The following is a 22,771-nucleotide window of genomic DNA, read 5'->3' on the forward strand; positions in this document are numbered from 1 at the left end:
AGCGATACGAGCCTCGCGATCGACACTGATTGTATCGGAATTCCGCCATGGCCGAGCAGACCCCTCCCCGCCTCTACGAGACCCCGCCGACCGACCGTCCCATCACCGAGGCGGAAGCCGCCCGGTCGGCCGGCCTTGCGCACAACGAGCACCTCAAGATCGCGTCCGGCTACCTGCGCGGGACCCTGGCCGACGGGCTCCTGAAGCACGCCACCGGCGCCATCTCGGAGGATGACGGTCAGCTCGTGAAGTTCCACGGGATGTACATGCAGGACGACCGCGACATCCGCGCGGAACGGACCAAGAAGAAGCTCGAGAAGGCCTTCAGCTTCATGATCCGCCTGCGCATCGCCGGTGGCGTCGTCACACCGAAGCAGTGGCTGGCGCTGGACGAGATCGCCACGGTCTATGCGGGCGGGGCCTTGCGGGCGACGACGCGCCAGACCTTCCAGTATCACGGGGTCATCAAGTCGAACCTCAAGCGCACGATGGCGGCCATCGACGCGACGCTGCTCGACACCATCGCGGCCTGCGGCGACGTCAACCGCAACGTCATGTCGGCGACGAACCCGGCGCAGTCTGGCGCCCACAAGGTCGCGTACGATCTCGCCAAGAACATCTCGGATTCCCTGCTGCCGAAGACCAGCGCCTGGCGCGAGATCTGGCTCGACGGCGAGCGCGTGGTCGGCGGCGAGGACGCGGCCGAGATCGAACCCGTCTACGGCAAGACCTACCTGCCCCGGAAGTTCAAGACCGTGATCGCGGTGCCGCCCTCGAACGAGGTCGACATCTTCGCCCACGACCTCGGCTTCATCGCAATCCTCGACAAGAAGGGGAAGGTCACGGGCTGGAACGTCACGGTCGGCGGCGGCATGGGCATGACCCACGGCGAGACCGACACGTTCCCGCGCACCGCCGACGTGATGTGCTTCGTCGCGCCCGAGGACGCCCTGAAGGCGGCCGAGGCCGTGATGACGGTGCAGCGCGACTGGGGCAACCGCAAGGTCCGCAAGAACGCCCGCCTGAAGTACACCATCGAGCGCTACGGGCTGGCCGCCTTCCGGGCCGAGGTGGAGAAGCGCGTCGGCAAGCCGCTGGCCGACCCGAAGCCCTTCACCTTCACGGGCAACGGCGACCGCTACGGCTGGACCGAGGGCGACGACGGCCGCCACCACCTGACGCTCTACGTCGCTTCCGGGCGGATCAAGGATTACGAGAACGGCCCGCAGCTGCTCACGGGCCTGCGCCGCATCGCCGAGATTCACGAGGGCGACTTCCGCCTCACCGGCAACCAGAACGTCATCATCGCCAACGTGCCGTCCGAGAAGCGTGCCGAGATCGAGGCCCTGGTCGACCAGCACGGCATGATGAAGGGCGCCAGTGCGCTCCGCCGCAACTCCATGGCCTGCGTGGCGCTGCCGACCTGCGGCCTCGCGCTGGCCGAGAGCGAGCGCTACCTGCCCGACCTGATGACCGAGCTCGAGACCAGCCTCGCGTCCCACGGATTGCAGGACGACGAGATCACCATCCGGATGACCGGCTGCCCCAACGGCTGCGCCCGGCCGTTCATCGCCGAGATCGGTCTCGTGGGTCGCGGTCCCGAGCGCTACCACCTCTATCTCGGGGCGGCCTTCGACGGCTCGCGCCTGGGCAAGCTCTACGGCGAAGACATCACCGCCTCCGAGATCAAGACGATCCTCGATCCCCTGTTCGCGGCCTACGCGAAGAACAAGCGGCCCGGCGAGCGCTTCGGCGACTACCTCATCCGCGACGGCTACGTGACGAAGACGGTCAACGGCCCGGATTTCCACGAGAAGATCGGCCCGCTGAAGAGCGCGGCCTGAGTTGCGGCGAGGGAGCGGGGATGTCTCGCTCCCTCACTCATGTTTGAGCGTCGCACGGGCATAGCTTTCCAGAACGGCGCTCATGCGCGTCTGGTAGCCTCGCCCCTGCTGCTTGTAGGCATCGAGGACCGATGTCTTGACCCGGAGCGTGACGGATTGCGTCCGATCCGGCTCGACGAGCTTGGCGTTTGTCCAGAACGCCTCATCGAGTTCCGGCACATCGCTGAAATCGATCTCGGCGTCTGGTACGGCCGCGATCTCATCGGAGGTCATCGGACGCGCGTAGCGCTTCATCATAGCGTTTCCTTTCCCGTTGCGAGGCAGGGCGAGCCGAGATGATTCGGGTGACGCCGCTCCGATCCGTGTGAACGACGGTCAGGAACGCGACCGCATCGGCCACCTTTTTTCGAAACATGTCGAAATTCGGGCCTTGAGTGAACCGTTGCGGTTGATGGCCGTTGATTCCCCAGACAGAGGGGAACCCGGCCATGGCCAAGCACGAGATCCTAAATTTCTTCCAACATCGCCACGACGGTGCCTGGATCTGCGTCAAGCCTTTTACCCTAACGACCAAGTCGAGCAGCGTCGACATTCAGCAGGGCATGCGGTTCGATTACGGCAAGCGCGTCGGCGGAGTCGATCTGGCCGAATATCTGGAGCAGCTCGGATCTCAGTTCGGCTCGTAAGGCACACTCCCCGCGTCACGTGCGTCGAGGGCTCTTTGAGCCTTTGACCTTGCCTGGGCCGCCCCCTAGCGTGATGCCATGACCACCGCAGCGGCACCCGTGACCGCCCTCCCCGACGACCTCGCTCTTCCGCACGAAGCGGCGCCGATGACCCGGTGCCGCATCCTGGAAACCGCCGAACGGGCGTTCCGGGAGATCGGCTACCAGAAGACCACCGTCGCCGACATCGCCCGCGCCCTGCGGATGAGTCCGGCCAACGTGTATCGTTTCTTCGATTCGAAGAAGGCGATCCACGAGGCCGTGATCAAGCGTCTCATGGACGAGACCGAGCAGCGCGTGGCCATCGCGGCGCAGGGGCCCGGGCAAAGTGCGAGTGCACGGCTCACGAGCGTGATCCTGGTCCTGCACCGGGCCTGCGTCGAGCGCTGCGACGCCAACCCGCGCATGCACGAGATGGTCGAGGCCGCCGTCGCCGAGAGCTGGGATGTCTGCGCCCACCATATCGAGCGGATCGGCTCGATGATCGAGACCCTGGTGCGCGACGGGATCACGGCGGGTGAATTCGCGGTGGACGATCCAGCGACCGCCGCCGCCTGCCTGCATACGGCGGTGCTGCGCTACTGCCATCCCACCCTCGTCAGTCGCTACCCCGATGCCGGGGTTCCCCCCGTCGAGGCGATGATCGCCTTTCTGCTGAGAAGCCTGCGCGCGCCCGCCTGATCCCGCATCACGCCATGTCGGCGACGATGGCCTGCGCGACGGCGCGGGGATCGGCGGCGCCAGTGATCGGGCGCCCGACCACCACATGGTCGATACCGGCGCGTCGGGCCTCGCCGGGCGTCATCACCCGCTTCTGGTCGCCGAGGCCGCTGCCGGCCGGGCGGATGCCGGGGGTGACGATGAGGCGCGAAGGCCCGACCACGCCCCGGACAGAGACCGCCTCGACGGCGCTGCAGACGATGCCGTCGATCCCGGCCTCGTCTGCCTGGCGTGCGCGCTGCGCCACGAGGTCGGCGATGGGCAGCGCGTAGCCGGCCTCCTGCGCATCGGCCTCGTCGTAGGAGGTCAGCACAGTGACGGCCAGGATCCGCAGGCCGCCGGTGCCGCGTCCCCGCACCGCCGCCCGCATGGTCTGCGGATAGGCATGCACCGTGAGGAAGGTCGGCCCGAGGTCGGACAGCGCCCGCACGCCCTCCTCCACGGTGTTGCCGATGTCGTGGAGCTTCAGGTCGAGGAACACCTTGAGGCCGGCGGCGGCGAGACGGGGCACCAGGGCGAGCCCGCCCGCATAGGCGAGGCGGTAGCCGATCTTGTAGAAGGTCGCGGCGTCGCCGATGCGCTCCACCAGTGCTTCCGCCTCAGCCACCGTCGCGACGTCGAGGGCGACGATGAGGCGGTCGCGCGGATCGAGCATGGCGGGCATCGTCGGGTCCTTCGGCCTGGAAGCGTCGGGCGGCCATCCCGCGTCGGGAGCCCGGTGTCAACGCGGCGCCATCGCGGCGGCCACCTCCGCCCGCAGAACCGGCAGCAGCTCGGCCTCGAACCACGGATTGGCCTTCAGCCAGCCGCTGTTGCGCCAGGACGGGTGCGGCAGGGGCAGCACGCGCGGCCGGCGCGGGGCCGCCAGGACGGCGCGCCAGCCCCGGACGGTCTCGGTGAGCCCGCCCTTCGACCGCCCGAGGTGCCACACCTGCGCATACTGGCCGATGACGAGGATCAGGTCGAGGTTGGGCAGCCCCGCGAACAGCTCGGCCCGCCAGCGCTCGGCGCATTCGCGCCGGGGCGGGCGGTCCCCACCCTTGGCGTCGTAGCCCGGAAAGCACGCACCCATGGGCACGATGGCGAGGCGCGACGCATCGTAGAACGCGGCCTCGTCGAGGCCGAGCCAGTCGCGCAGGCGAATCCCGGAGGGGTCCATGAACGGGACGCCGCTCTTGTCGGCCCGGTTGCCCGGCGCCTGGCTGGCGATGCAGAGGCGCGCGCTGGAACGGCCCTGGACGATGGGGCGCGGCTCCTGGGGCAAGGGCGGCCCATAGACCGGCGCGTCGCGGCAGATCCGGCAGGCGCGCAGGGACGCGGCCGTCGCGTCGAAATCCGGAACAGGTTGCATGATGATCCGGAGATAGGGGCGCGCCTCGGCCCTGGACAGGGGCGAGACGACTGCTTCCGGCCTGGGCCGATGGCGAACGACGCATCGACCCGATTTCCCTCATTCCCCCCGATGCCGAAATCCGCCGATGCCGAACTCTGCCGATGCCGAGGTGGCAGCTGCGGATGAGGGTCGGTGATCCGGCCGCGGCGGCGGCGATCCCGGAGCCGACCTTCAGGGTCCCGAGAGGGTGGATCGCGGGCGCTCGCGCGGATTCAAGGCGAGCACCGGCCGAACGATCTTGCGACGTTCCTGCGGACCTGGAAATCGGAACATATCCCCGGCCAAGCGTCTTGAATCCGGTATCGAAGCATCATTGGTAGTGGCCGACCGATCGGATCAAGATTTCGATCTGAATTTCTGGGATCGCATCGCTCGGACTGCCACGCGACATCGCAGAGGACGTTCCGGATGAAGGCATTGTGTTGGCATGGCAAGGGCGACATCCGGTGCGATACGGTGCCGGACCCGAGGATCGAGGACGCACGCGACGTCATCATCAAGGTGACCTCGTGCGCCATATGCGGCTCGGACCTCCACCTCATGGACGGCCAGATGCCGACCATGGAGAGCGGCGACGTGCTGGGCCACGAGTTCATGGGTGAGGTCGTCGAGGTCGGCGCCGGCTTCACCAAGTTCAAAAAGGGCGACCGTATCGTCGTGCCGTTCAACATCAATTGCGGCGAGTGCCGCCAGTGCCGCCTCGGCAATTACTCGGTGTGCCAGCGCTCGAACCGTAACGGCGCCATGGCGGCGGCCCAGTTCGGTTACCCCACCGCCGGCCTGTTCGGCTACTCGCACCTCACCGGCGGCTATTCCGGCGGCCAGGCCGAGTACGTCCGGGTGCCCATGGCGGACGTCGCCCCCATGCTGGCGCCGGAGGGCGTCGACGACGAATCGCTCCTGTTCCTCACCGATATCCTGCCCACAGGCTGGCAGGGCGCCGAGCATTGCGAGATCAGGGGCGGCGAGATCATCGCCGTTTGGGGTGCCGGTCCGGTGGGCCTGTTCGCGATCCAGTCGGCCAAGATCATGGGCGCCGAGCGCATCATCGCCATCGACACGGTGCCGGAGCGCCTCGCCCTCGCCCGGACCTACGGGGCCACCGACATCATCGACTACGCCAACGACGACGTGTTCGAGCGCATCAAGGAGATCAGCAAGGGCGAGGGGGCCGACGCCGTCATCGACTGCGTCGGCATGGAGGCCAGCGCCGGGCATGGCCTCGCCTCCATCGTCAACACCATCCAGGAGAAGCTCACCTCGACGGAGCGGCCCTACGCCCTCATGGAGGCGATCAAGGCCGTGCGCCCGTGCGGCATCGTCTCGGTGCCGGGCGTCTATGGCGGGCCGATCCCGATCAACATGGGGATGATCGTGCAGAAGGGCCTGACCATGAAGAGCGGCCAGACCCACGTGAAGCGCTACCTCGAACCGCTGACCAAGCTGATCCAGGCGGGCAAGATCGACATGACGTCGATGATCACGCACCGCTCCACGAATCTCGCCGACGGGCCCGACCTGTACAAGACCTTCCGCGACAAGAAGGATGGCTGCGTGAAGGTGGTGTTCCACCCCAACTAGCGTGCATGACCGGCAGCACCCTGGATTGGAATCCCTTCCCGGTCCAAGTTCGTTGTCGGATCTCTGGCGAGGATTCCTGGAGCGGACCACGTCCGCGCGGGGGGCCTTAGGCGCGCCGGGACGGGAGACGATATGGCGTTCAAGGCGAAATCGGCGTCGGAGGCCAAGGCGGCGGATCTGGCCGCCGCCTTGGTGCGCATCGCGGACCGGGGCGGCGCGCCGCTGCACGTCGGCGTGGACGAACTGCGACGCGGCAACCCGCGCCTGACGCCGCTGGCCATCGGCCAGATGTTCCGCAAGCACCACGATATCCTGGAGGCGGCACTGGCCGAGCGCGGCTACGCCCTCGTCGATTATGCGGATCAGGGACCGGGCCTCGGCATGGCTTTCGCGATCGATCCGGCGTGACCTTCATCGGCTCGGGCGGCCTCGCCTAGCTCACGAAATCCGAGGGGTCCCGGCTCAGGAGGTCTGCGCCCTCGGTGCGGCCCAGGACGTAATCGGCTGGACGCTGATCTGGAGACCATGTTTCCACCGCACGTTGAACCGGCGATAGGTGCGGTCGCGATCGAGCTTGATGTCGATGGCTTCGTTCGGACCGATGACCACGTCCCGGCGCAGGTTCACCAGGGTCTTGTCGCTGACCTGACCGACGATGTCGCAGGCATAGGTGCGGTTGCCGATGCGCAGGATCGCCGGCAAGAGCGCAGTGTCCGTGCTGCGCGGCCGGGACGGCTGCTGAACGCCAGTAAACCGCTTGAAGATCGACGGAACCCAGGACAGCATCTGATCGCTCGAAAACGGTCGTTGTCCGTCCGGTCTACGAGCGAGAGATTGACAATCCATGATTGACGTCACGGGCCTTGCGCCCGTGACTTCCGACGACGGTGGTCAGACGCCCTTGAGCCCGCCGAGATCCAGCGGCAGGGATCGCAGGCGCCGCCCCGTGGCGGCGAAGACGGCGTTGGAGATCGCCGGGGCGATGACCGGCACGCCGGGCTCGCCGATGCCCGTGGGCGCCGTGGTGGACGGCATGATGTGAACCTCGACCACCGGCATCTCGCTCATGCGGGTCGGCTCATAGGTGTCGAAGTTGCGCTCCTGCACCACCCCGTCCTTGAGGGTGATCCGGTTGCGCAGGACCGACGAGAGCGCGAAGCCGACCGCACCCTCGACCTGGGCCCGGATGATGTCCGGGTTGACGGCGATACCGACATCGACGGCGGCGACGATGCGGTTGACCTTCAGCTTGGCTTCGTCGGCGGTGACGTCGGCCACCATGGCGACATAGGAGCCGAAGGATTCGTGGGCCGCGACGCCGAATCCGTGCCCCTTGCCCGAAGGCCGGTTCGACCAGCCGGCCTTCTCGGCGGCGAGCGCCAGGACGCCGGAGAGGCGCGGGGCGCCCTTCAGCATCGCGAGGCGGTAGGCGACGGGATCGGCCCCGGCGGCGTGAGCCAACTCGTCGATGAACACCTCCATGGCGTGCGCCGTGTGGGTGTGGCCCACCGAGCGCCACCACAGCACCGGTACGCCCTCGCGGGCGTTGTTGACCTCGAACCGGTAGGCCGGCAACGCGTAGGGCGTGTCGGACGCGCCCTCGATGGAGGTCGAATCGACGCCGTTCTTCACCAGCATCGCCTCGAAGGGCGAGCCGATCATGATCGACTTGCCGATCATGCGGTGTTCCCAGCCGACCACCGCCCCGGCGGCGTCGAGGCCGGCTCTGAGCTTGTGCACCACCATCGGCCGGTAGTAGCCGCCGGCCATGTCGTCCTCGCGGGTCCAGACGAGATGGACCGGGGCCTTGCCCCCCGTCGCCTTCACGATGGCGGCGGTCTCGGCGAAGTAGTCGGCGCTCGGCGTCGCGCGCCGGCCGAACGAGCCGCCGGCCCATTGGGTGTGGAGGCGGACCTTGTCGGTGGTCACCCCGAGGGTGGCGGCCACCACGGCCTGCTCGATGGTCTGGATCTGGCAGCCGGCGAAGACATCGTAGGTGCCGTCCGGGGCCTGCTCGATGGTGGCGTTGAGGGGTTCCATGGAGGCGTGGGCGAGGTAGGGGAAGGTGAACTCCGCCTCCAGCACCTTCGCGGCCTTGCCGATGGCGCCGCCGGCGTCGCCACGCTCCGAGGCGACGATGCCGGGACTCTTGAGACGCTCGCGGTACTCGGCCAGGATCGCGTCGGACGAGCGGGTCTCGGCGCCCGAATCGTCCCAGGTCATGTCCAGCACCTCGCGGCCCTTGATGGCCGACCACGTGTCCTTGGCGATCACCGCGACGCCGGTGGGGATCGTCACCACGTCGAGGACGCCCGGCATGGCCCGCGCCGCCTTGCTGTTCACCGTCGCCACCACGCCGCCGAAGCGCGGCGCGTGCAGCACCACGGCCGTGACCTGGCCGGGGCGCCGGATATCCATGGAATAGGTGGCGCTGCCGTCGGTCTTGGCGGCCGAATCGAGGCGCGGCACCTTGGTGCCGATGAGCGTCCACTGGTCCGGACGCTTGAGGGTCGGCTCCTGCGGCACGGGCTGCGCCGCGGCCGCCTCGGCGAGCTCGCCGAAGCGGGCCTGCCGGTTGGAGGCGGCGTGGCGCACCAGCCCCTTCGAGACCGTGATCTCGCCGGCCGGGACCTTCCAGCGTTCGGCGGCGGCGGCCACCAGCATGGCGCGGGCGGCCGCACCCGCCCGGCGCAGCTGGAGCCAGGAATTGGCGATGGCCGTGGAGCCGCCCGTGCCCTGCACGGGGCCCATGAGCAGGTTGCTGTAGAGGGCCGCATCCGCCGGGGCGAAGGCCGTATGGACGGTGGCCCAATCCGCGTCGAGTTCGTCGGCCAGGATGGTGGCGAGGCCCGTGGTGTTGCCCTGGCCCATGTCGAGGTGCTTGATCATCACCGTGACGGTGTCGTCGGCGGCGATCCGCACGAAGGCGTTCGGTTTCGCCGGACCGCCGGTGAGGTCGGGACCGCCCGCGGCGCGGGCCTGGCGCGGGCCGCCGAAAGTGAAGCCGAGCAGGATCGCCCCCGTCGCGACGGTGGCCCCGCCCAGGAAGGCGCGGCGGGAGGGGACGGTCTCCAGGGCCTGACGGACCTTCAGCATGGCGGACTCCAATTCGGACGGGTCTTCAGGATTCGGGCAGGGGGACGATCAGGCGAGGCTGCGCGCCGCCTCGTGGATCGCCGCGCGAATGCGCTGGTAGGTGCCGCAACGGCAGACGTTTCCGTCCATGGCCCCGTCGATATCGGCATCCGTCGGCTTCGCGTTGCCCGAGAGGAGGCCGATGGCCGACATCATCTGGCCCGACTGGCAGTAGCCGCACTGGACCACGTCGAGGCCGCGCCAGGCGGTGCGGACGGCCTCGGCGACCTTGCCGGACACGCCCTCGATGGTGGTGACCTTGCCCTCGCCGATGTCGCCGATCCGGGTCTGGCAGGCGCGGACGGGCTGGCCGTCGAGGTGGACCGTGCAGGCGCCGCACTGCGCGATGCCGCAGCCATACTTGGTCCCGGTCTTGTCGAGGTGGTCGCGCAGCACCCAGAGGAGCGGGGTCTCGGGATCGGCCTCGACGCTATGGGCGACGCCGTTGACGGTCAGCTTCACCATGGGTCGTGCTCCGAATTCGTAATTTGGAACGATGCTAGACCGCTGACGGCGCGATTCGTGTGCGCCACCACACAGGACTTGTCCACGCCGACGACCGGTCACGCCGCCGAAGCGTCCGGAATCGAGACAATGCCGCGGATCGCGGCAGGCCGTTCTTAACATATCCGGGTCAGTCTCGCAGGGGTCGTGTTCCGACATGCTCGCGGTCCCCCATGGGGTGCGAGCGCCCCTTCGCGCGATCCTCAAGACGGTAATGCCCGACCTGACAGCGGAGATGATTCAGCGTGGGCGCGGCCCGGCCGCCCCGGAGGCGGTGCGCCGCCGCGAGGTCGCGCGCGAAATGCGCTCGGCCCGCGAGAAGCTGACCTCGACGAGCGGGCTGGAACGCGCCTTCGATTACGAGCTGGTGCGCGTCTATGCCCAGTACCGGGCCGGCGCGGTCATTCCCCTGGCATTGCTGGGCCTCGCCATCGCGGGGGGCTCCGCCCTCTGGGTGCCGCCCCCCGTGGCGGCCGTGTGGGCGGCCTGTCTCCTGGCGGCCGTCGCCCTGTCGATGTTCGCCACCCGGCGCTTCCTGGCGCAGGACCCGGAGGCGGTCTCCGTCGCGGTGTGGCGGCGCTACTTCATGGTGTGCGAGATCGTACAGAGCACATCCTGGGCCCTGATGATCCTCGTCGGCACCACGCCGGGGGCCCGCACCTTCGTTCTGTTCGGCCTGCTCATCGTCGCGGCGGTGTCGACGATGCTCGCCGCGACCCTGCCGGCGGCCGCGGTGGCCGCCCTCATTCCCCTCAACATCGCCGCCCTGTCGCTCCTCGTGTTCTCGCACGACATGGACACGGCGATGCTGGTCACCATGGTGGTGGGCGCGCAGGTGTTCTTCATGGGGCTGGCCCGGCGGGTCTACGCCTCGACGGTCGGTGCGCTGAAATCCCAGGCCGAGAAGGACGCGATCTTCGGCGAACTCGAGCAAGCCAAGGCCAATTCCGACGAGGCGCGGCGCCGGGCCGAGGAAGCCAACCTCGCGAAAAGCCGGTTCCTCGCCACCATGAGCCACGAGCTGCGCACGCCGCTCAACGCCATCCTGGGCTTCTCGGAGGTGATGAAGAACGAGGTGTTCGGCGCCCACGTCGCGCCGTCCTACAAGGAATACGCCGCCGACATCCACGACAGCGGCCTGCACCTCCTCAACCTGATCAACGAGATCCTCGATCTCTCCCGCATCGAGGCCGGGCGCTACGAGCTCAACGAGGAGGCGATCCAGCTCGGCTTCGCCGTGGACGAGTGTCGCCACATGGTCGGCCTGCGCGCACGCAGCAAGGGCCAGACCTTCCACGAGTTCATCGACGACAGCCTGCCGCGCCTGTGGGCGGACGAGCGGGCCCTGCGCCAGATCATCCTCAACCTCCTGTCGAACGCGGTGAAGTTCACCCCGCCGGGCGGCGAGATCACCATCAAGGTCGGCTGGACCTCGTCCGGCGGGCAATACGTGAGCGTGAAGGACAGCGGACCGGGCATTCCGGAGGACGAGCTCGGCACGGTGATGTCGTCGTTCGGGCGCGGGTCCCTCGCCATCAAGACGGCGGAGCAGGGCTCGGGCCTCGGCCTGCCCATCGTGAAGGGTCTCGTCGATCTCCACGGCGGCAACTTCCTGCTGCAGTCGAAGCCGCGCGAGGGCACCGAGGTGGTGGTCACCTTCCCGGCGAGCCGGGTCATGGATACCCTGCCGGCGCTGGACCTGCCGGGCGGGGACCTGCGGGGCGGGGACCTGCCGATCCAGGATCTCATGAGCCAGGATTCGGACAAGGCCACGGCGGACGCCAAGCGCGGACGCTCGGCGGCGCGGGCGGCCTGAGGCCCAGACGGGAGCCGGAGCGCGGATCTCCCCTTTCCAGGCGCCGTCCCTGGTCCGTATGTTGCTTCGTCCCGAAGGATGCCGCCGCGACGATCGGCTGGGCCGAATCGGGCCGCGGGGACGGGGACCATGAGCCAGACAGCCCGGACCGCCCTCCCCCCGTACGCCGGCCTCCCTACCGACCTCGACGCGGCCTACCGCCGGATCACCTGGCGGCTCCTGCCGTTCCTGATGGGCCTGTGGATCCTGTCGTGGATCGACCGGGTGAACATCGGTTTCGCCAAGCTGCAGATGCTCGCCGACCTGAAGTTCAGCGAGACGGTCTACGGCATCGGCGCGGGCATCTTTTTCCTCGGCTACTTCCTCTGCGAGGTGCCGAGCAACCTGCTCCTGGAACACATCGGCGCCCGCCGGACCATCGCCCGCATCACCTTCCTGTGGGGGGCGTGCTGCGTGGCGATGATGTTCGTGACGACGCCGGCCGGGTTCTACGCGCTGCGCTTCCTGCTCGGCGTGTTCGAGGCCGGGTTCTATCCGGGCGTGATCCTGTTCCTAACCTACTGGTATCCGACGGAGCGACGCGCCCGGGTGTTCGGCCTGTTCATGTCGGCCTCGGCGCTGGCCGGCGTCATCGGCGGGCCGCTCGCCGGTGCGATCATGACCGGCATGGACGGCGTGAACGGGTGGGCCGGCTGGCAGTGGGTGTTCCTCATCGAGGGCATCCCATCGATCCTCGCCGGCTTCGTCACCCTGTTCTATCTGACCGACCGGCCCGCGAAGGCCCTGTGGCTCACGGACACGCAGCGGGCCCTGGTGGTGGCGGATCTGGCCCGCGACGCGGCGGCCCTCGGGCCCCGCGAGCACCGCATCCTGGCCTCCCTGAAGGACGCCCGCGTCTGGCAGTGCATCGCGATCTTCTTTAGCATCGTCACCGCCAACTCGGCGCTGACCTTCTTCGGCCCGAGCGTGGTGCGGGAGGCCGGCTTCACCGATCCGCTCACCATCGGCTGGATCCTGTCGGGCGCCTACCTGTGCGGCGGCGCCGGCATGATCCTCAACGGCCTTCATTCCGACCGCTCCGGCGAGGCGCGGCTGCATTGCGGCGTCCCGGCCCTCGTCGGCGCCACGGCCATCGCGCTCCTCGGATTCCTGGTACCCGTGAGCCCGGCCCTGTCCGTCGTCGCCCTCACCGTGGCCATCGTCGGCACCATGAGCGCGATCCCGGTGTTCTGGCAGATCCCCGGCCGGTTCCTGGCGGGCTCGGCCGCCGCCGCCGGCATCGCGCTGATCAATTCGGTGGCCAATCTCGCGGGCTTCGGCGCGCCCGCCGCCATGGGATTCCTGCGCGAACTCACCGGCTCGGTCTCCACCGGCCTGTGGATCGTCGCCGCCGTCGAGGGCATCGCCCTCGTCCTCATCCTCAGTTTCGTCCCGCCCGAGCCGCCTGCCCCGAAGACGCCCGCCCCGGAGCCGCGCGTCGCGGTGGCGTGAGCCGGACCCGCCCAAGGAGCCTTCCATGGATCGACGCAGAACGGATCGACGTGACGTCGCCGGACAGGAATTCGACGGATTTGCCCTGACGCGCCGGAGCCTCGTCGGCGCTGGGATCGGCGGGGCCGCCCTGGCCGCCGTTCCGGGTGCCCTGGCGCAGGCGAATCCGCCCCCGGCGAGCCCGTCCCAGCCCGGCGCCCTGACGACGGCGCCGGTGACCCAGGCCGGGCTCGGGCCACGCCTGACCCTGCACGCCATCGACAATTTCCACGGCACGCCCGGCGCCGGCATGGTCTGCGACCTCTCCATCCGCGAGGGCGACGCCTACCGGCCGATCAAGACCGTCACCACGGCCGCCAACGGCCGCACGCCGGAACCGCTCCTGTCGGAGGATGCCCTGAAGGTCGGCCATTACGAGCTGCTCATGCATTTCGAGGCGTATTTCGCCAAGACCGGCGCCACCCTCCCGAGCCCGAATTTCCTCGGCCTCGTGCCCGTGCGCTTCGTGATCCGCGACGCGAGCCAGCGCTACCACCTGCCGGTGCTGTTCACGCCGTGGGGCTATTCCTACTACCGCGGCAGCTGACCCCACACACGCGACGCCCTCCCGGAGACACGACACCCCATGGCCGGTATCACCACACACGTCCTCGACGCCGATCGCGGCCGCCCGGCACCGGGCGTGCGCATCGATTTCTCGGTGAGGGAGGGCGATGCGTGGCGCCTCGTCAAATCCGTCGTCACCAACGCGGACGGGCGCACGGACAAGCCGATCCTGCCCGGCGACGAAGCCAGGGCGGGTCAGTACCAGCTCGAATTCCACATCGACGCCTATCTGAAAGCCAAGCCCGGCGTGACCGAGGCCGACATCTTCGTAGACAACCCGGTGGTGCGTTTTTCGGTGTTCGACGTGAAGCAGCACTATCACGTGCCGATGCTGTGCACGCCCGGCAACTGCGCGACCTATCGGGGAAGCTGACGCCGCATGACCGACCTCGCCACCCTGAATCACCTCGACCGTGAGGCCTTCGTAGCCCTGTTGGGCGGCGTGTTCGAGCATGCCGCCTGGGTGGCCGAGGGAGCGTTCCCGGCCCGGCCCTTCGCGAGCGTCGCGGACCTGCACGGGGCGATGATGGCCGTGGTGCGGGCGGCCCCGGCGGCGGCGCGCAGCGCCTTCCTCGACGGTCACCCGGAACTCGCCGGCCCCGAAGCGCGGGCACGCAGCATGACGGCCGATTCGGCGAGCGAGCAGGGCAGCGCCGCCCTCGACCGCATGCCACCCGCCGACGCGGACGCCTTCGACCGCCTGAACGCCGCCTACCGCGAGCGATTCGGGTTCCCATTCATCGTCGCCGTGCGGGGCCGCGACCGGGCCGAGATCCTTCGGATCTTCGAAACGCGCGTGCTTCGGGCCCCAGTGGACGAGGCGGCGAGCGCCCTCGACGAGATCGCCCTGATCACCCGGATGCGCCTCGACCGCCTGCTCGCTTAACCGGCCGAGCGCTCCGACACGCCGGCCTGGGAGAACGTCGCCATGTCGCGGTGGCAGGCGAGCGCGCCCTTGAGGAGGCCGACGGCCAGGGCCGCGCCCGATCCCTCGCCGAGCCGCATCCCGAGGGCCAGGAGCGGCACGAGGCCGAGGCGTTCCAGCACGTCCGCATGGGCGCCCTCGGCCGAGACGTGGCCGGCGAGGCAATGGTCGAGGAGCGACGGGTCGAGGGCGTGCAGGATCGCCGCCGACGCCGTGGCGACGTAGCCGTCGAGGACCACGGGCACCCGCTGCAGGCGCGCGGCGAGGATCGCCCCCGCGATGGCGGCGATCTCCCGGCCGCCGAGGCGGGCCAGCACCTCGAGGGGATCGTCGAGATGGCCCGCATGGTGGGCGAGGGCCGCCTCCACCGCCGCGACCTTGCGGGCGAGGCCCGCCTCGTCCACCCCCGTGCCGCGCCCGACCCAGTGGGCGGGCTCGCCGCCGTAGAGGGCGGCGTAGATCGCCGCCGCCACGGTGGTGTTGCCGATGCCCATCTCGCCGACCGCGAGGCAATCGGTCCCGGCGGCCACCGCCTCCATGCCGAACGCCATGGTGGCGACGCAGGCCTTCTCGTCGAAGGCGGCCTCCGTGGTGATGTCGCCGGTCGGCAGGTCGATGGCGAGGTCGAACACCTTGAAGCCGAGGCCGTAGGCGGCACAGATCTGGTTGATGGCGCCGCCGCCCGCGGCGAAGTTCTCGAGCATCTGGCGGTTCACCGCGGTGGGATAGGCCGAGACGCCCCGCGCCGCGACGCCGTGGCTTCCGGCGAAGACGCAGACCAGGGGCCGGTCGAGGCTCGGCTGGCCCTTGCCCTGCCAGGCGGCGAGCCAGCTCACGAGATGCTCCAGGCGCCCCAGGGACCCGGCGGGCTTCGTCAGGGTGGCGTCGCGCTCGGCCACCATGGCGACGGCGTCCCGGTCCGGGCCCGGCAGGGCGTCGAGGAGCCGGCGGATGTCGCCGAACGGGGTCTGCTCGGGGGATGGCCCTTGGGTCATGGCGCGGATCCGGTGGCGGACGCTGCGCCGGGATGGCGGGCCGCCTGTGCCCGGAGCTATAACGGCGGGGCGGGTGGCGGTGAAGGCGGGACGACGTGGCGATGGGCGAGGATGCGCGGGACGAGCCGGCCTTCCCGGGGGCCCTCCTCGCCTACGACGGGGCTGCGTGCCTGCGCTTCTACTCCCGCCTGCCGGTGCCGGCCCTGCCCGGCGAGGGCGACCCGCATGCCGCTCCGGATTTCACCCGCGTGCCCCGGATGCTGCCCCTGGCCGGTCTCGTCCTGGCCCTGCCCGGTGGTCTCGTGCTGCTGGCGGCCTGGGGGCTCGGCCTCGGGCCGTTCCTCGCCGCGACCCTGGCGGTGGCCACGGGTGTCCTGATCACCGGCGCCCTGCACGAGGATGGTCTGGCCGACGTCGCCGACGGGTTCGGCGGCGGCACCACCCGGGAGCGGCGTCTCGAGATCATGCGCGACAGCCGCATCGGTGCGTATGGGGGCGTCGCCCTCGTCCTCGCCCTCGCCCTGCGGATCGGGGCGCTCGCAACCCTCCTCGACCGGACGGGGAGCGGCGCGGCCCTCGCCCTCGTGCTCGCCGCCGCCCTGTCGCGCACCGCCGCCCTCGCCCCGATGGTGCTCCTCGTCCCCGCCCGCCGCGACGGTGCCGCCGCCAGCGTCGGTCGGCCGGGGCGCCCCGCCGTCGCGGTGGCGGGTGCCCTCGCCCTCACCCTGGCGCTCCTCGGCGGACTTCTCGGCCTGCCCGTCGGCGGCGTTCTGCTCATGCTGCTTCTGTCCGGCCTGGGCGCCCTGGCGGTGACGGCGCTGGCCCGGCGCCGGATCGGGGGCCAGACGGGCGACGTCATCGGCGCCTGCCAGCAGATGGCCGAGATCGCCGCCCTCCTGGGCCTCGTGGCCATGGTGCCGGCGTGAGGCTCCGCGCGGACCCAACCGGGCTTGATCCCGGGGCGCACCGGCTGGCATGAACGCCGGGATGATTCAGGCCGCCGCGAAACCCTCCAGTCCCTGCACCAAGCTCTGCCTGCTCGACGCGGTCTCGGGCCTGTGCGAGGGGTGTGGGCGCACGCGCAACGAGATCGCCCTGTGGGGGTCGCTGTCCGAGCCCCAGCGGCGGGCGGTGATGGCCGGGCTGCCCGAGCGCCTGCGCCAGGCCTACCCGAACCGGGCTGCACCGGATCGAGACGTACCGACCCGAGCGACCCCATGAGCGTCCTCGGTCTAGCGCTCGCCGCCCTCGGAATCGTGCTCGCCGTGCTGGTGTTCTCGCACGACAATCAGAGCGTCGTCGGCCTGGAGCCAGACCAGTTGGCGAGTCTCGCCGTCAGCGGCAGCCTGCTGGCCGTCATCGTCGCCGGGTTCTGGCACCAGTTCCGGGGCAATCTCGGGGCGAACCTCCGCGCGGCACTGATCTGGGGCGTCCTCGCCCTCGCCCTCGTCGCCGGTTACGCCTACCGCGACGACGCCCGGACCGTCGGCGCGCGGATCCTGGGCGCCGTCCGGCCGGGCAGCGCCGTGGTCGGGACCGACGGCAGCGTGACCATCACCCGCCGGGCGGACGGCGATTTCCACGTGCGCGCCGAGATCAACGGCCAGTCCCATGGCTTCCAGTTCGACACGGGCGCGAGCGCGGTGGTGCTCACGGCCGAGACGGCGGCAGCCCTGGGCATCCGCCCGACGGCGTCGGAGTTCGCCGTGCGGGTCTCCACCGCCAACGGCACCACGGTCGCGGCCCCGGTCTTCCTCGAATCGCTGCGGGTCGGCACCATCGTCGAGCGCCGGGTTCCGGCCCTGGTCAGCCGCCCGGGGGCCCTACGCGACAATCTCCTGGGCATGAGCTTCCTCGACCGCCTGTCCGGCTTCGAGGTGCGCGGTGACCGGCTGATCCTGCGCGGTTCCTAAGCCGCCTGATCCCGCTCGGCCTCCGCCCGCGCCACCAGGGCGACGGCCTCCCGAAGGATCTCGACGCCGGCCTCCGGGTCGAGGCCACGGGTCGAAAGATGCCGGCGGTAGGCCCGGGCACCGGGGCGGCCGTTGAACAGGCCGAGCATGTGCCGGGTCACCCCGTGCAGGCGCACGCCGTCCTGGAGGAAGTCGGCCAACACCGGCACGAACGCCTCAACGGCGGCGAAGGCGTCGGCCACTGGGGCCGCCTCTCCGAACAGCCCCGGATCGATGTCGAGGAGGATCGCCGGATCGGTGTAGGCGGCACGCCCGATCATCACGCCGTCCACATGCGCGAGCTGCGCCTTGGCGTCCGCGATGGTGGCGATGCCGCCGTTGATGGCGACGGGCAGCCCCGGATGCGCCCGCTTCAGCCGCGCCACCCGATCGTAATCGAGTGGCGGCACGTCGCGGTTCTCCTTCGGCGACAGGCCCTGGAGCCAGGCCTTGCGGGCATGCACCACGAGGCCGTCGATGCCGGCCGCGATCACCGCCTCCGCGAGGGCGTCGAGGGCGATCTCGGTGTCCTGGTCGTCGACGCCGATGCGGCACTTCACCGTGACGGGGACCGAGACCGCCGCCTTCATGGCGGCGACGCACTCCGCCACCAATGCAGGCTCGCGCATGAGGCAGGCGCCGAAGCGGCCGTCCTGCACCCGGTCGGACGGGCAGCCCACGTTGAGGTTGACCTCGTCGTAGCCGAAATCCTCGGCGATCCGCGCGGAGGCGGCGAGATCGGCCGGGTTCGAGCCGCCGAGTTGCACCGCCACGGGATGCTCCATGGCGGCAAAGCCGAGCAGGCGGTCGCGCGGGCCGTGCAGCACCGCCCCGGTGGTGACCATCTCGGTGTAGAGCCGTGCACGCCGCGACAGGGTGCGGTGGAACGCCCGGCAGTACCGGTCGGTCCAATCCATCATCGGTGCAACGCTTAGCTGCCATCCACTGAGATTGCTGAATTTTTCAGGCCCTGCGGTCACTTCGCTCTCATTCAATGCTGTACTCAGTCCGGCTTGGTACGGCTCGGAACGCCTCAAACGTTGCCCGCTGTACAGCAATGCTGTAGCCCTCAGGCCATGCTGTACCGGCCATCGGGGGCGACGTGGGCACCATCCTGCCGCGCAAGCGGAAAGACGGCTCGACCGGATACCATGCGCAGATCGTGGTCAAAAGGGATGGCCTCCAGCACCGGGAGACCAAGACGTTTGATCGGCGTCCGGCCGCTGCAGCGTGGATCGCTAAGCGTGAGCACGAGCTGGGACAGCCTGGGGCTCTTGCCGCGACCAAGGCTGACGATCCGACGCTTGGGGCGGCGATCGACCGATACATCAGCGATTCGCGTCGTGCGCTTGGAAAAACGAAGGCGCAGGTGCTGCGCACCATCAAGACCTTCGACCTTGCGGAGAAGCCCTGTTCGGCCGTGACCAGCGCGGAGATCGTGGCGTTCGCTCGCGACCTGTCGACCGGCCGCCTGCCGCAGACGGTGGGAAACTACATGGCGCATCTCGGCGCAGTCTTCGCCGTAGCGAGGCCTGCATGGGGATACCCGCTCGATCCCGCGCAGATGGATGCGGCTATGTCCGTTGCCAAGCGGCTCGGCCTGACGGCGAAGTCCCGCTCGCGCGACAGGCGCCCGACGCTGGGCGAGCTCGATACGCTGATGGAGCATTTCGGTGGGGTGCGTGCCCGTCGGCCAGGGTCGCTGCCCATGCAGCGCATCATCGCGTTCGCGCTGTTCTCCACCCGCCGTCAGGAAGAGATCACTCGCCTCGCGTGGGCGGACCTCGACGAGGACGGGTCACGCGTGCTGGTGCGGGATATGAAGAATCCCGGCCAAAAGGTCGCTAATGATGTGTGGTGCGAGCTGCCGTCGGAGGCGCTTCACATTGCGACCGCCCTGCCCCGGGTCGATCTGCGCATCTTCCCCTACACGACGGACGCAATCTCGGCTGCCTTCACCCGTGCGTGTGCTTTCCTCGGTATCGAGGATCTACACTTCCATGATCTTCGGCATGAAGGGGTGTCGCGGCTTTTCGAGATGGGGCGCACGGTGCCCCTCGCCGCTTCGGTATCGGGACATCGGTCCTGGCAGAGCCTGCAGCGGTATACGCACATCCGTCAGACAGGGGACCTATACATTGGCTGGCCGTGGCTCGAAGCTGTTACAGCCCCTATGGTTCCGTAGGCAGATTTCCCTCCGCCGAACTAGCGAACGTCCGTCATGAGAAGTTTGCAGCTCGTCCGCTCTTGAGCGACAAAGCATGGAAGCAGACTTAATCGACGGGACCGCTGACGCCCCCTAGAAAAAAATGAAAAAGTTCGCTTCCAGACATTTTAAGCAATTATTTGTATTGCAAAAATTATCACAATAGGACGGCTCCGAAGACAGCGCGCACTGGCCGATGCCATCGACGGCCTATGTCGGATGCCGCAGGCAGAAGCGGCGTAAGCACCGCCCACTCGGCATCGCTGAGGCTGGTTGCCTTAGGCAGACTCTCGCGCGCAAGCTCAGCAGGGGCGGCAAGCGTCCAAGTTTGGGATTCCTGGGTAAGCGTCAGACCATCTGCCACCTTCCATGGCGCCTGTCGCTCACCCAAAAACTTAACTGTTCGACCCGTTACGAAAAATGGACTAATGTAGCATACGCAAGCACTGGGCTGGAGACGAAATGAAATTAACAAAAGCTCAAATAATTGGCTTTCAATCATTTAGTGACTCAGGATTAATTGAATTTTCCGGAGGAATGAATCTTATCGTTGGCCAGAATAACGTTGGTAAAAGCTCCATTTTGAGAGCATTTATGCCAGATCTTGCAGATGATCGGCATCGATCTCCAAACACTTGGGAAGAGTTTAAGCTCCCAATGCCAATTGTTCATCTGACAATAAGTTTCAATAATACAGAATTCCGCGACTGCCTTTTATTGAATAGTCGATCTTTTATACCTGTAAAATACAACGATGACTACCCCGCGTATGTTCCAAAGTTGCTAGAGAAGGCAGAGCACGAAATTAATATTGTGCAGCGACCTGGCCAGCACCCGACCACTGATTACCCTGGGCATCGTGATTTTGTTTGGAACGAAAACCAGCATAAGGTTGCCATCCGCGTCATGGCGGATGGAGGTAATCTCAATTATAGTGCGGAGGGAACAGATAATGATTCCTCTGCAGAGATCGTCATTGGTTTGTGGCGGCGTGAAATGTTCTATTTTTCGGCAGAAAGAATGAATATTGGGAGATCAGCTCCGGATAACGCTCCACGATTGAGTCCTAACGCTAGCAATCTCCCCTCCGTACTACTCACTTTGCAGGGTGATCGCGGCGACCTGTTTCAAAAACTTGTCCGACATATGCGTGAAGTGTTTTCTACCGTCGGCAATGTCAGCGTGACGCCGGTATCGGGTGTTGGGTTGGTCGAGGTTCGGGTTTGGCCAACGGAGAGAATGGAAAGAGTGCAACTGAGCTTCCCTCTGCTTCAGAGTGGCACCGGAGTAGCTCAGGTCATGTCGATTTTTGTAGCCGTTATGACAGTTGAAAATGCTGTTATTATCATTGACGAAATCAACAGTTTTTTGCATCCCGCTGCCGTGAAAACGCTTTTACGTATTCTTCAAACTGAATACAGCAATCATCAATATATTGTTTCGACTCATGCGCCTGAAGTAATCGCCTCAAGCAATCCACGTAATATATTACTTGTCCAAAGAGAAGGCTACGAATCGAGGATCACTAAATTAGATATCGCCAGCGTTGACGCCCTGCGCGAGGTCGCAAGTCAGCTTGGCGTATCCATGGCGGACGTTTTTGCCGCAGATCGTGTAATTTGGGTCGAAGGTCCAACCGAAGAATTATGCTTCCCTTTCATCTATGCTCAAGGTGTAGGTCGAGCGGTCCCAAAAGGAATCATTTTTACATCAGTTTTGACTACTGGTGATTTCAACGCGAAGAGGCGGGATAAGGCATTAGTTTATGAGATCTACCAGCGATTAACTACTGTCGCAATACCTCTTTTGTCTGCTGCTATATTCAGCTTTGACACTGAAAAGCTGACAAATACTGAAAAAGAAAAGATGATCCAAGACTCTCGTGGCGCGCTGCATTTTCTCCCTCGTCGACTTATTGAATGCTACATGGTCTATCCGGATGCAATTTGTAAGTTTATTTCAGATCGTGACCTAACGAATCAAACCATAATATTGCCCAACGTGGTGGAGGCCAAGATAAAAGAAGTTGCGGAAAGGGATAAATACAAAGGCTGTAGCTGGACAAACGATCTGTTTGACCAAGGATGGCTTGCAAAAGTAGATGCTGCGAATTTGATTGCTGATGTTTGTGGTGAGATTTCAGAACAACGTGTCACTTTCAACAAGAAAGATGACACGCTCAGTTTGTTACAAATAATCCAGGTAGAAGCCCCTGAGCGGCTTTCTGAATTGAAGGACTATGTAGAGGGGCTTGTAAATGCCGTCTCTGAGCGTCAAGCTGCTGGGTGATTTCAGTCTATGGCCTGGGTCGAGGTGTTCTCATTGAACAGAAGCACAACGACGTGGCGCGGCGGATCATCTAGCGCAGCTTCGGCCTGATCGGCCCCTGCCTTATTATGATTGGCTGCCCCACGTCCTCTGCGGTCACTTTCTTCGCCTTCGCTGCAGCCATGCTCAACGTCAGACTGATGGCCCAGTATTATGAAACAGGCCTGAAAACTGATTAAGGCGCATGACAAAGCGATGACGAGTATTTATCCAAATGCCGGATTTGGGATGAAAAGCTTGGGATGCTTCCAAACTACTAGCCGGAGCCGCCAGACAATGGGCGAATGACCGCTCGTTCAGAGTACCGATCGTAATCGCAGCGGTTGAAATAGATCGAAAGCGGATGTTGGCGAATTTCATCGCTCTATTCGGTCGCCGGGGGCGGTGCCGGTTTTACAAGGCGGGCGAAGCGGTTCGCCTCGATCTTGCGCGGAACGCACGACGTCATACGCGTCACCGGAATGTGCAGCCGGTGGGACCACACGCGGATGCCACACTTATTGTCGGCTTGTGGAATGCGGTCGGACACGCCCGTTCCCTCCTCGTGATG

The 22,771-nt window shown here is 66.8% G+C and carries 23 protein-coding genes; 15 read left to right on the top strand and 8 right to left on the bottom strand.

Annotation, left to right across the window (positions count from 1 at the left end):
- Nucleotides 1–47 precede the first annotated feature (47 nt).
- Nucleotides 48–1,844: an NADPH-dependent assimilatory sulfite reductase hemoprotein subunit gene (locus tag ASF27_RS01465; protein WP_056357173.1), complete on the top strand. Its 1,797-nt coding sequence runs from the start codon at nt 48–50 to the stop codon at nt 1,842–1,844.
- A 33-nt stretch (nt 1,845–1,877) separates the two neighbouring features.
- Here the strand turns inward: ASF27_RS01465 and ASF27_RS01470 are convergent, their stop codons facing one another.
- Nucleotides 1,878–2,138: a BrnA antitoxin family protein gene (locus ASF27_RS01470; RefSeq protein ID WP_244480893.1), complete on the bottom strand. Its 261-nt coding sequence runs from the start codon at nt 2,136–2,138 to the stop codon at nt 1,878–1,880.
- Nucleotides 2,139–2,332: 194 nt separating this feature from the next.
- Here ASF27_RS01470 and ASF27_RS01475 point away from each other — a divergent pair, with 194 nt between their 5' ends.
- Nucleotides 2,333–2,530 (top strand): hypothetical protein, encoded by a 198-nt coding sequence (locus tag ASF27_RS01475; RefSeq protein ID WP_056166727.1) that lies wholly within the window; start codon nt 2,333–2,335, stop codon nt 2,528–2,530.
- 78 nt (nt 2,531–2,608) lie between these two features.
- Nucleotides 2,609–3,250 (top strand): TetR/AcrR family transcriptional regulator, encoded by a 642-nt coding sequence (locus ASF27_RS01480; protein ID WP_082478734.1) that lies wholly within the window; start codon nt 2,609–2,611, stop codon nt 3,248–3,250.
- A gap of 7 nt (nt 3,251–3,257) precedes the next feature.
- On the opposite strand, the gene pyrF is transcribed toward ASF27_RS01480, so the two are convergent.
- Together pyrF and ASF27_RS01490 are read right to left on the bottom strand one after the other, a co-directional pair.
- Nucleotides 3,258–3,953 carry an orotidine-5'-phosphate decarboxylase gene (pyrF, locus tag ASF27_RS01485; RefSeq protein ID WP_056357178.1) on the bottom strand — a complete coding sequence of 232 codons (696 nt, stop codon included), beginning with the start codon at nt 3,951–3,953 and terminating at the stop codon, nt 3,258–3,260.
- Between the two features lie 57 nt (nt 3,954–4,010).
- Nucleotides 4,011–4,640, bottom strand: a complete 630-nt coding sequence (locus ASF27_RS01490; RefSeq protein WP_056263596.1) for a uracil-DNA glycosylase family protein — start codon at nt 4,638–4,640, stop codon at nt 4,011–4,013.
- Between the two features lie 450 nt (nt 4,641–5,090).
- On the opposite strand from ASF27_RS01490, the gene ASF27_RS01495 reads away from it, so the two are divergent.
- Both ASF27_RS01495 and ASF27_RS01500 read left to right on the top strand, forming a co-directional pair.
- Nucleotides 5,091–6,263, top strand: coding sequence for a zinc-dependent alcohol dehydrogenase (locus ASF27_RS01495; RefSeq protein ID WP_056357181.1), 1,173 nt, complete (start codon nt 5,091–5,093; stop codon nt 6,261–6,263).
- Nucleotides 6,264–6,395: 132 nt separating this feature from the next.
- On the top strand, nt 6,396–6,671 hold the full coding sequence (locus ASF27_RS01500; RefSeq protein ID WP_056357184.1) for a hypothetical protein: 276 nt from the start codon (nt 6,396–6,398) through the stop codon (nt 6,669–6,671).
- 54 nt (nt 6,672–6,725) lie between these two features.
- Here the strand turns inward: ASF27_RS01500 and ASF27_RS01505 are convergent, their stop codons facing one another.
- From ASF27_RS01505 to ASF27_RS01515, 3 genes are all read right to left on the bottom strand, one after another.
- Nucleotides 6,726–7,049 (bottom strand): hypothetical protein, encoded by a 324-nt coding sequence (locus tag ASF27_RS01505; RefSeq protein ID WP_056357187.1) that lies wholly within the window; start codon nt 7,047–7,049, stop codon nt 6,726–6,728.
- Nucleotides 7,050–7,154: 105 nt separating this feature from the next.
- On the bottom strand, nt 7,155–9,359 hold the full coding sequence (locus tag ASF27_RS01510) for a xanthine dehydrogenase family protein molybdopterin-binding subunit (RefSeq protein WP_056357191.1): 2,205 nt from the start codon (nt 9,357–9,359) through the stop codon (nt 7,155–7,157).
- Between the two features lie 48 nt (nt 9,360–9,407).
- The gene (locus ASF27_RS01515) at nt 9,408–9,863 is read right to left on the bottom strand and encodes a (2Fe-2S)-binding protein (protein WP_056166708.1); all 456 of its coding nucleotides are present in this window, start codon (nt 9,861–9,863) and stop codon (nt 9,408–9,410) included.
- Nucleotides 9,864–10,116: 253 nt separating this feature from the next.
- Between ASF27_RS01515 and ASF27_RS01520 the strand changes: the two genes are divergently transcribed.
- The 5 genes from ASF27_RS01520 to uraD all read left to right on the top strand — a co-directional run bounded on the left by ASF27_RS01520 (nt 10,117) and on the right by uraD (nt 14,701).
- The gene (locus tag ASF27_RS01520; RefSeq protein WP_056357193.1) at nt 10,117–11,718 is read left to right on the top strand and encodes a HAMP domain-containing sensor histidine kinase; all 1,602 of its coding nucleotides are present in this window, start codon (nt 10,117–10,119) and stop codon (nt 11,716–11,718) included.
- A gap of 129 nt (nt 11,719–11,847) precedes the next feature.
- Nucleotides 11,848–13,209 carry an MFS transporter gene (locus ASF27_RS01525; protein ID WP_056357195.1) on the top strand — a complete coding sequence of 454 codons (1,362 nt, stop codon included), beginning with the start codon at nt 11,848–11,850 and terminating at the stop codon, nt 13,207–13,209.
- A gap of 25 nt (nt 13,210–13,234) precedes the next feature.
- Nucleotides 13,235–13,795 carry a hydroxyisourate hydrolase gene (gene uraH / locus ASF27_RS01530; protein ID WP_082478735.1) on the top strand — a complete coding sequence of 187 codons (561 nt, stop codon included), beginning with the start codon at nt 13,235–13,237 and terminating at the stop codon, nt 13,793–13,795.
- Between the two features lie 39 nt (nt 13,796–13,834).
- Nucleotides 13,835–14,188, top strand: coding sequence for a hydroxyisourate hydrolase (uraH, locus tag ASF27_RS01535; RefSeq protein ID WP_056166698.1), 354 nt, complete (start codon nt 13,835–13,837; stop codon nt 14,186–14,188).
- A gap of 6 nt (nt 14,189–14,194) precedes the next feature.
- The gene (uraD, locus tag ASF27_RS01540) at nt 14,195–14,701 is read left to right on the top strand and encodes a 2-oxo-4-hydroxy-4-carboxy-5-ureidoimidazoline decarboxylase (RefSeq protein WP_056357199.1); all 507 of its coding nucleotides are present in this window, start codon (nt 14,195–14,197) and stop codon (nt 14,699–14,701) included.
- On the opposite strand, the gene cobT is transcribed toward uraD, so the two are convergent.
- Nucleotides 14,698–15,735, bottom strand: coding sequence for a nicotinate-nucleotide--dimethylbenzimidazole phosphoribosyltransferase (gene cobT, locus ASF27_RS01545; RefSeq protein WP_056357201.1), 1,038 nt, complete (start codon nt 15,733–15,735; stop codon nt 14,698–14,700). The two genes, uraD and cobT, sit on opposite strands and share 4 nt — an antisense overlap.
- 101 nt (nt 15,736–15,836) lie before the next feature.
- On the opposite strand from cobT, the gene cobS reads away from it, so the two are divergent.
- From cobS to ASF27_RS01560, 3 genes are all read left to right on the top strand, one after another.
- Nucleotides 15,837–16,661: an adenosylcobinamide-GDP ribazoletransferase gene (gene cobS / locus ASF27_RS01550; RefSeq protein ID WP_056357203.1), complete on the top strand. Its 825-nt coding sequence runs from the start codon at nt 15,837–15,839 to the stop codon at nt 16,659–16,661.
- 61 nt (nt 16,662–16,722) lie between these two features.
- Nucleotides 16,723–16,956 (top strand): DUF1289 domain-containing protein, encoded by a 234-nt coding sequence (locus tag ASF27_RS01555; protein WP_056166988.1) that lies wholly within the window; start codon nt 16,723–16,725, stop codon nt 16,954–16,956.
- The gene (locus tag ASF27_RS01560) at nt 16,953–17,648 is read left to right on the top strand and encodes a TIGR02281 family clan AA aspartic protease (protein ID WP_056166687.1); all 696 of its coding nucleotides are present in this window, start codon (nt 16,953–16,955) and stop codon (nt 17,646–17,648) included. The genes ASF27_RS01555 and ASF27_RS01560 overlap by 4 nt, the downstream gene beginning before the upstream one ends.
- Here the strand turns inward: ASF27_RS01560 and dusA are convergent.
- Nucleotides 17,645–18,667: a tRNA dihydrouridine(20/20a) synthase DusA gene (gene dusA / locus ASF27_RS01565; protein ID WP_082478736.1), complete on the bottom strand. Its 1,023-nt coding sequence runs from the start codon at nt 18,665–18,667 to the stop codon at nt 17,645–17,647. The two genes, ASF27_RS01560 and dusA, sit on opposite strands and share 4 nt — an antisense overlap.
- A gap of 122 nt (nt 18,668–18,789) precedes the next feature.
- On the opposite strand from dusA, the gene ASF27_RS01570 reads away from it, so the two are divergent.
- Both ASF27_RS01570 and ASF27_RS21335 read left to right on the top strand, forming a co-directional pair.
- Nucleotides 18,790–19,872: a site-specific integrase gene (locus tag ASF27_RS01570; protein WP_056357207.1), complete on the top strand. Its 1,083-nt coding sequence runs from the start codon at nt 18,790–18,792 to the stop codon at nt 19,870–19,872.
- Between the two features lie 483 nt (nt 19,873–20,355).
- On the top strand, nt 20,356–22,182 hold the full coding sequence (locus tag ASF27_RS21335) for an AAA family ATPase (protein WP_082478788.1): 1,827 nt from the start codon (nt 20,356–20,358) through the stop codon (nt 22,180–22,182).
- Nucleotides 22,183–22,771: the final 589 nt, after the last annotated feature.

It is taken from the genome of Methylobacterium sp. Leaf102, from assembly GCF_001422425.1.
GTDB lineage: Bacteria > Pseudomonadota > Alphaproteobacteria > Rhizobiales > Beijerinckiaceae > Methylobacterium.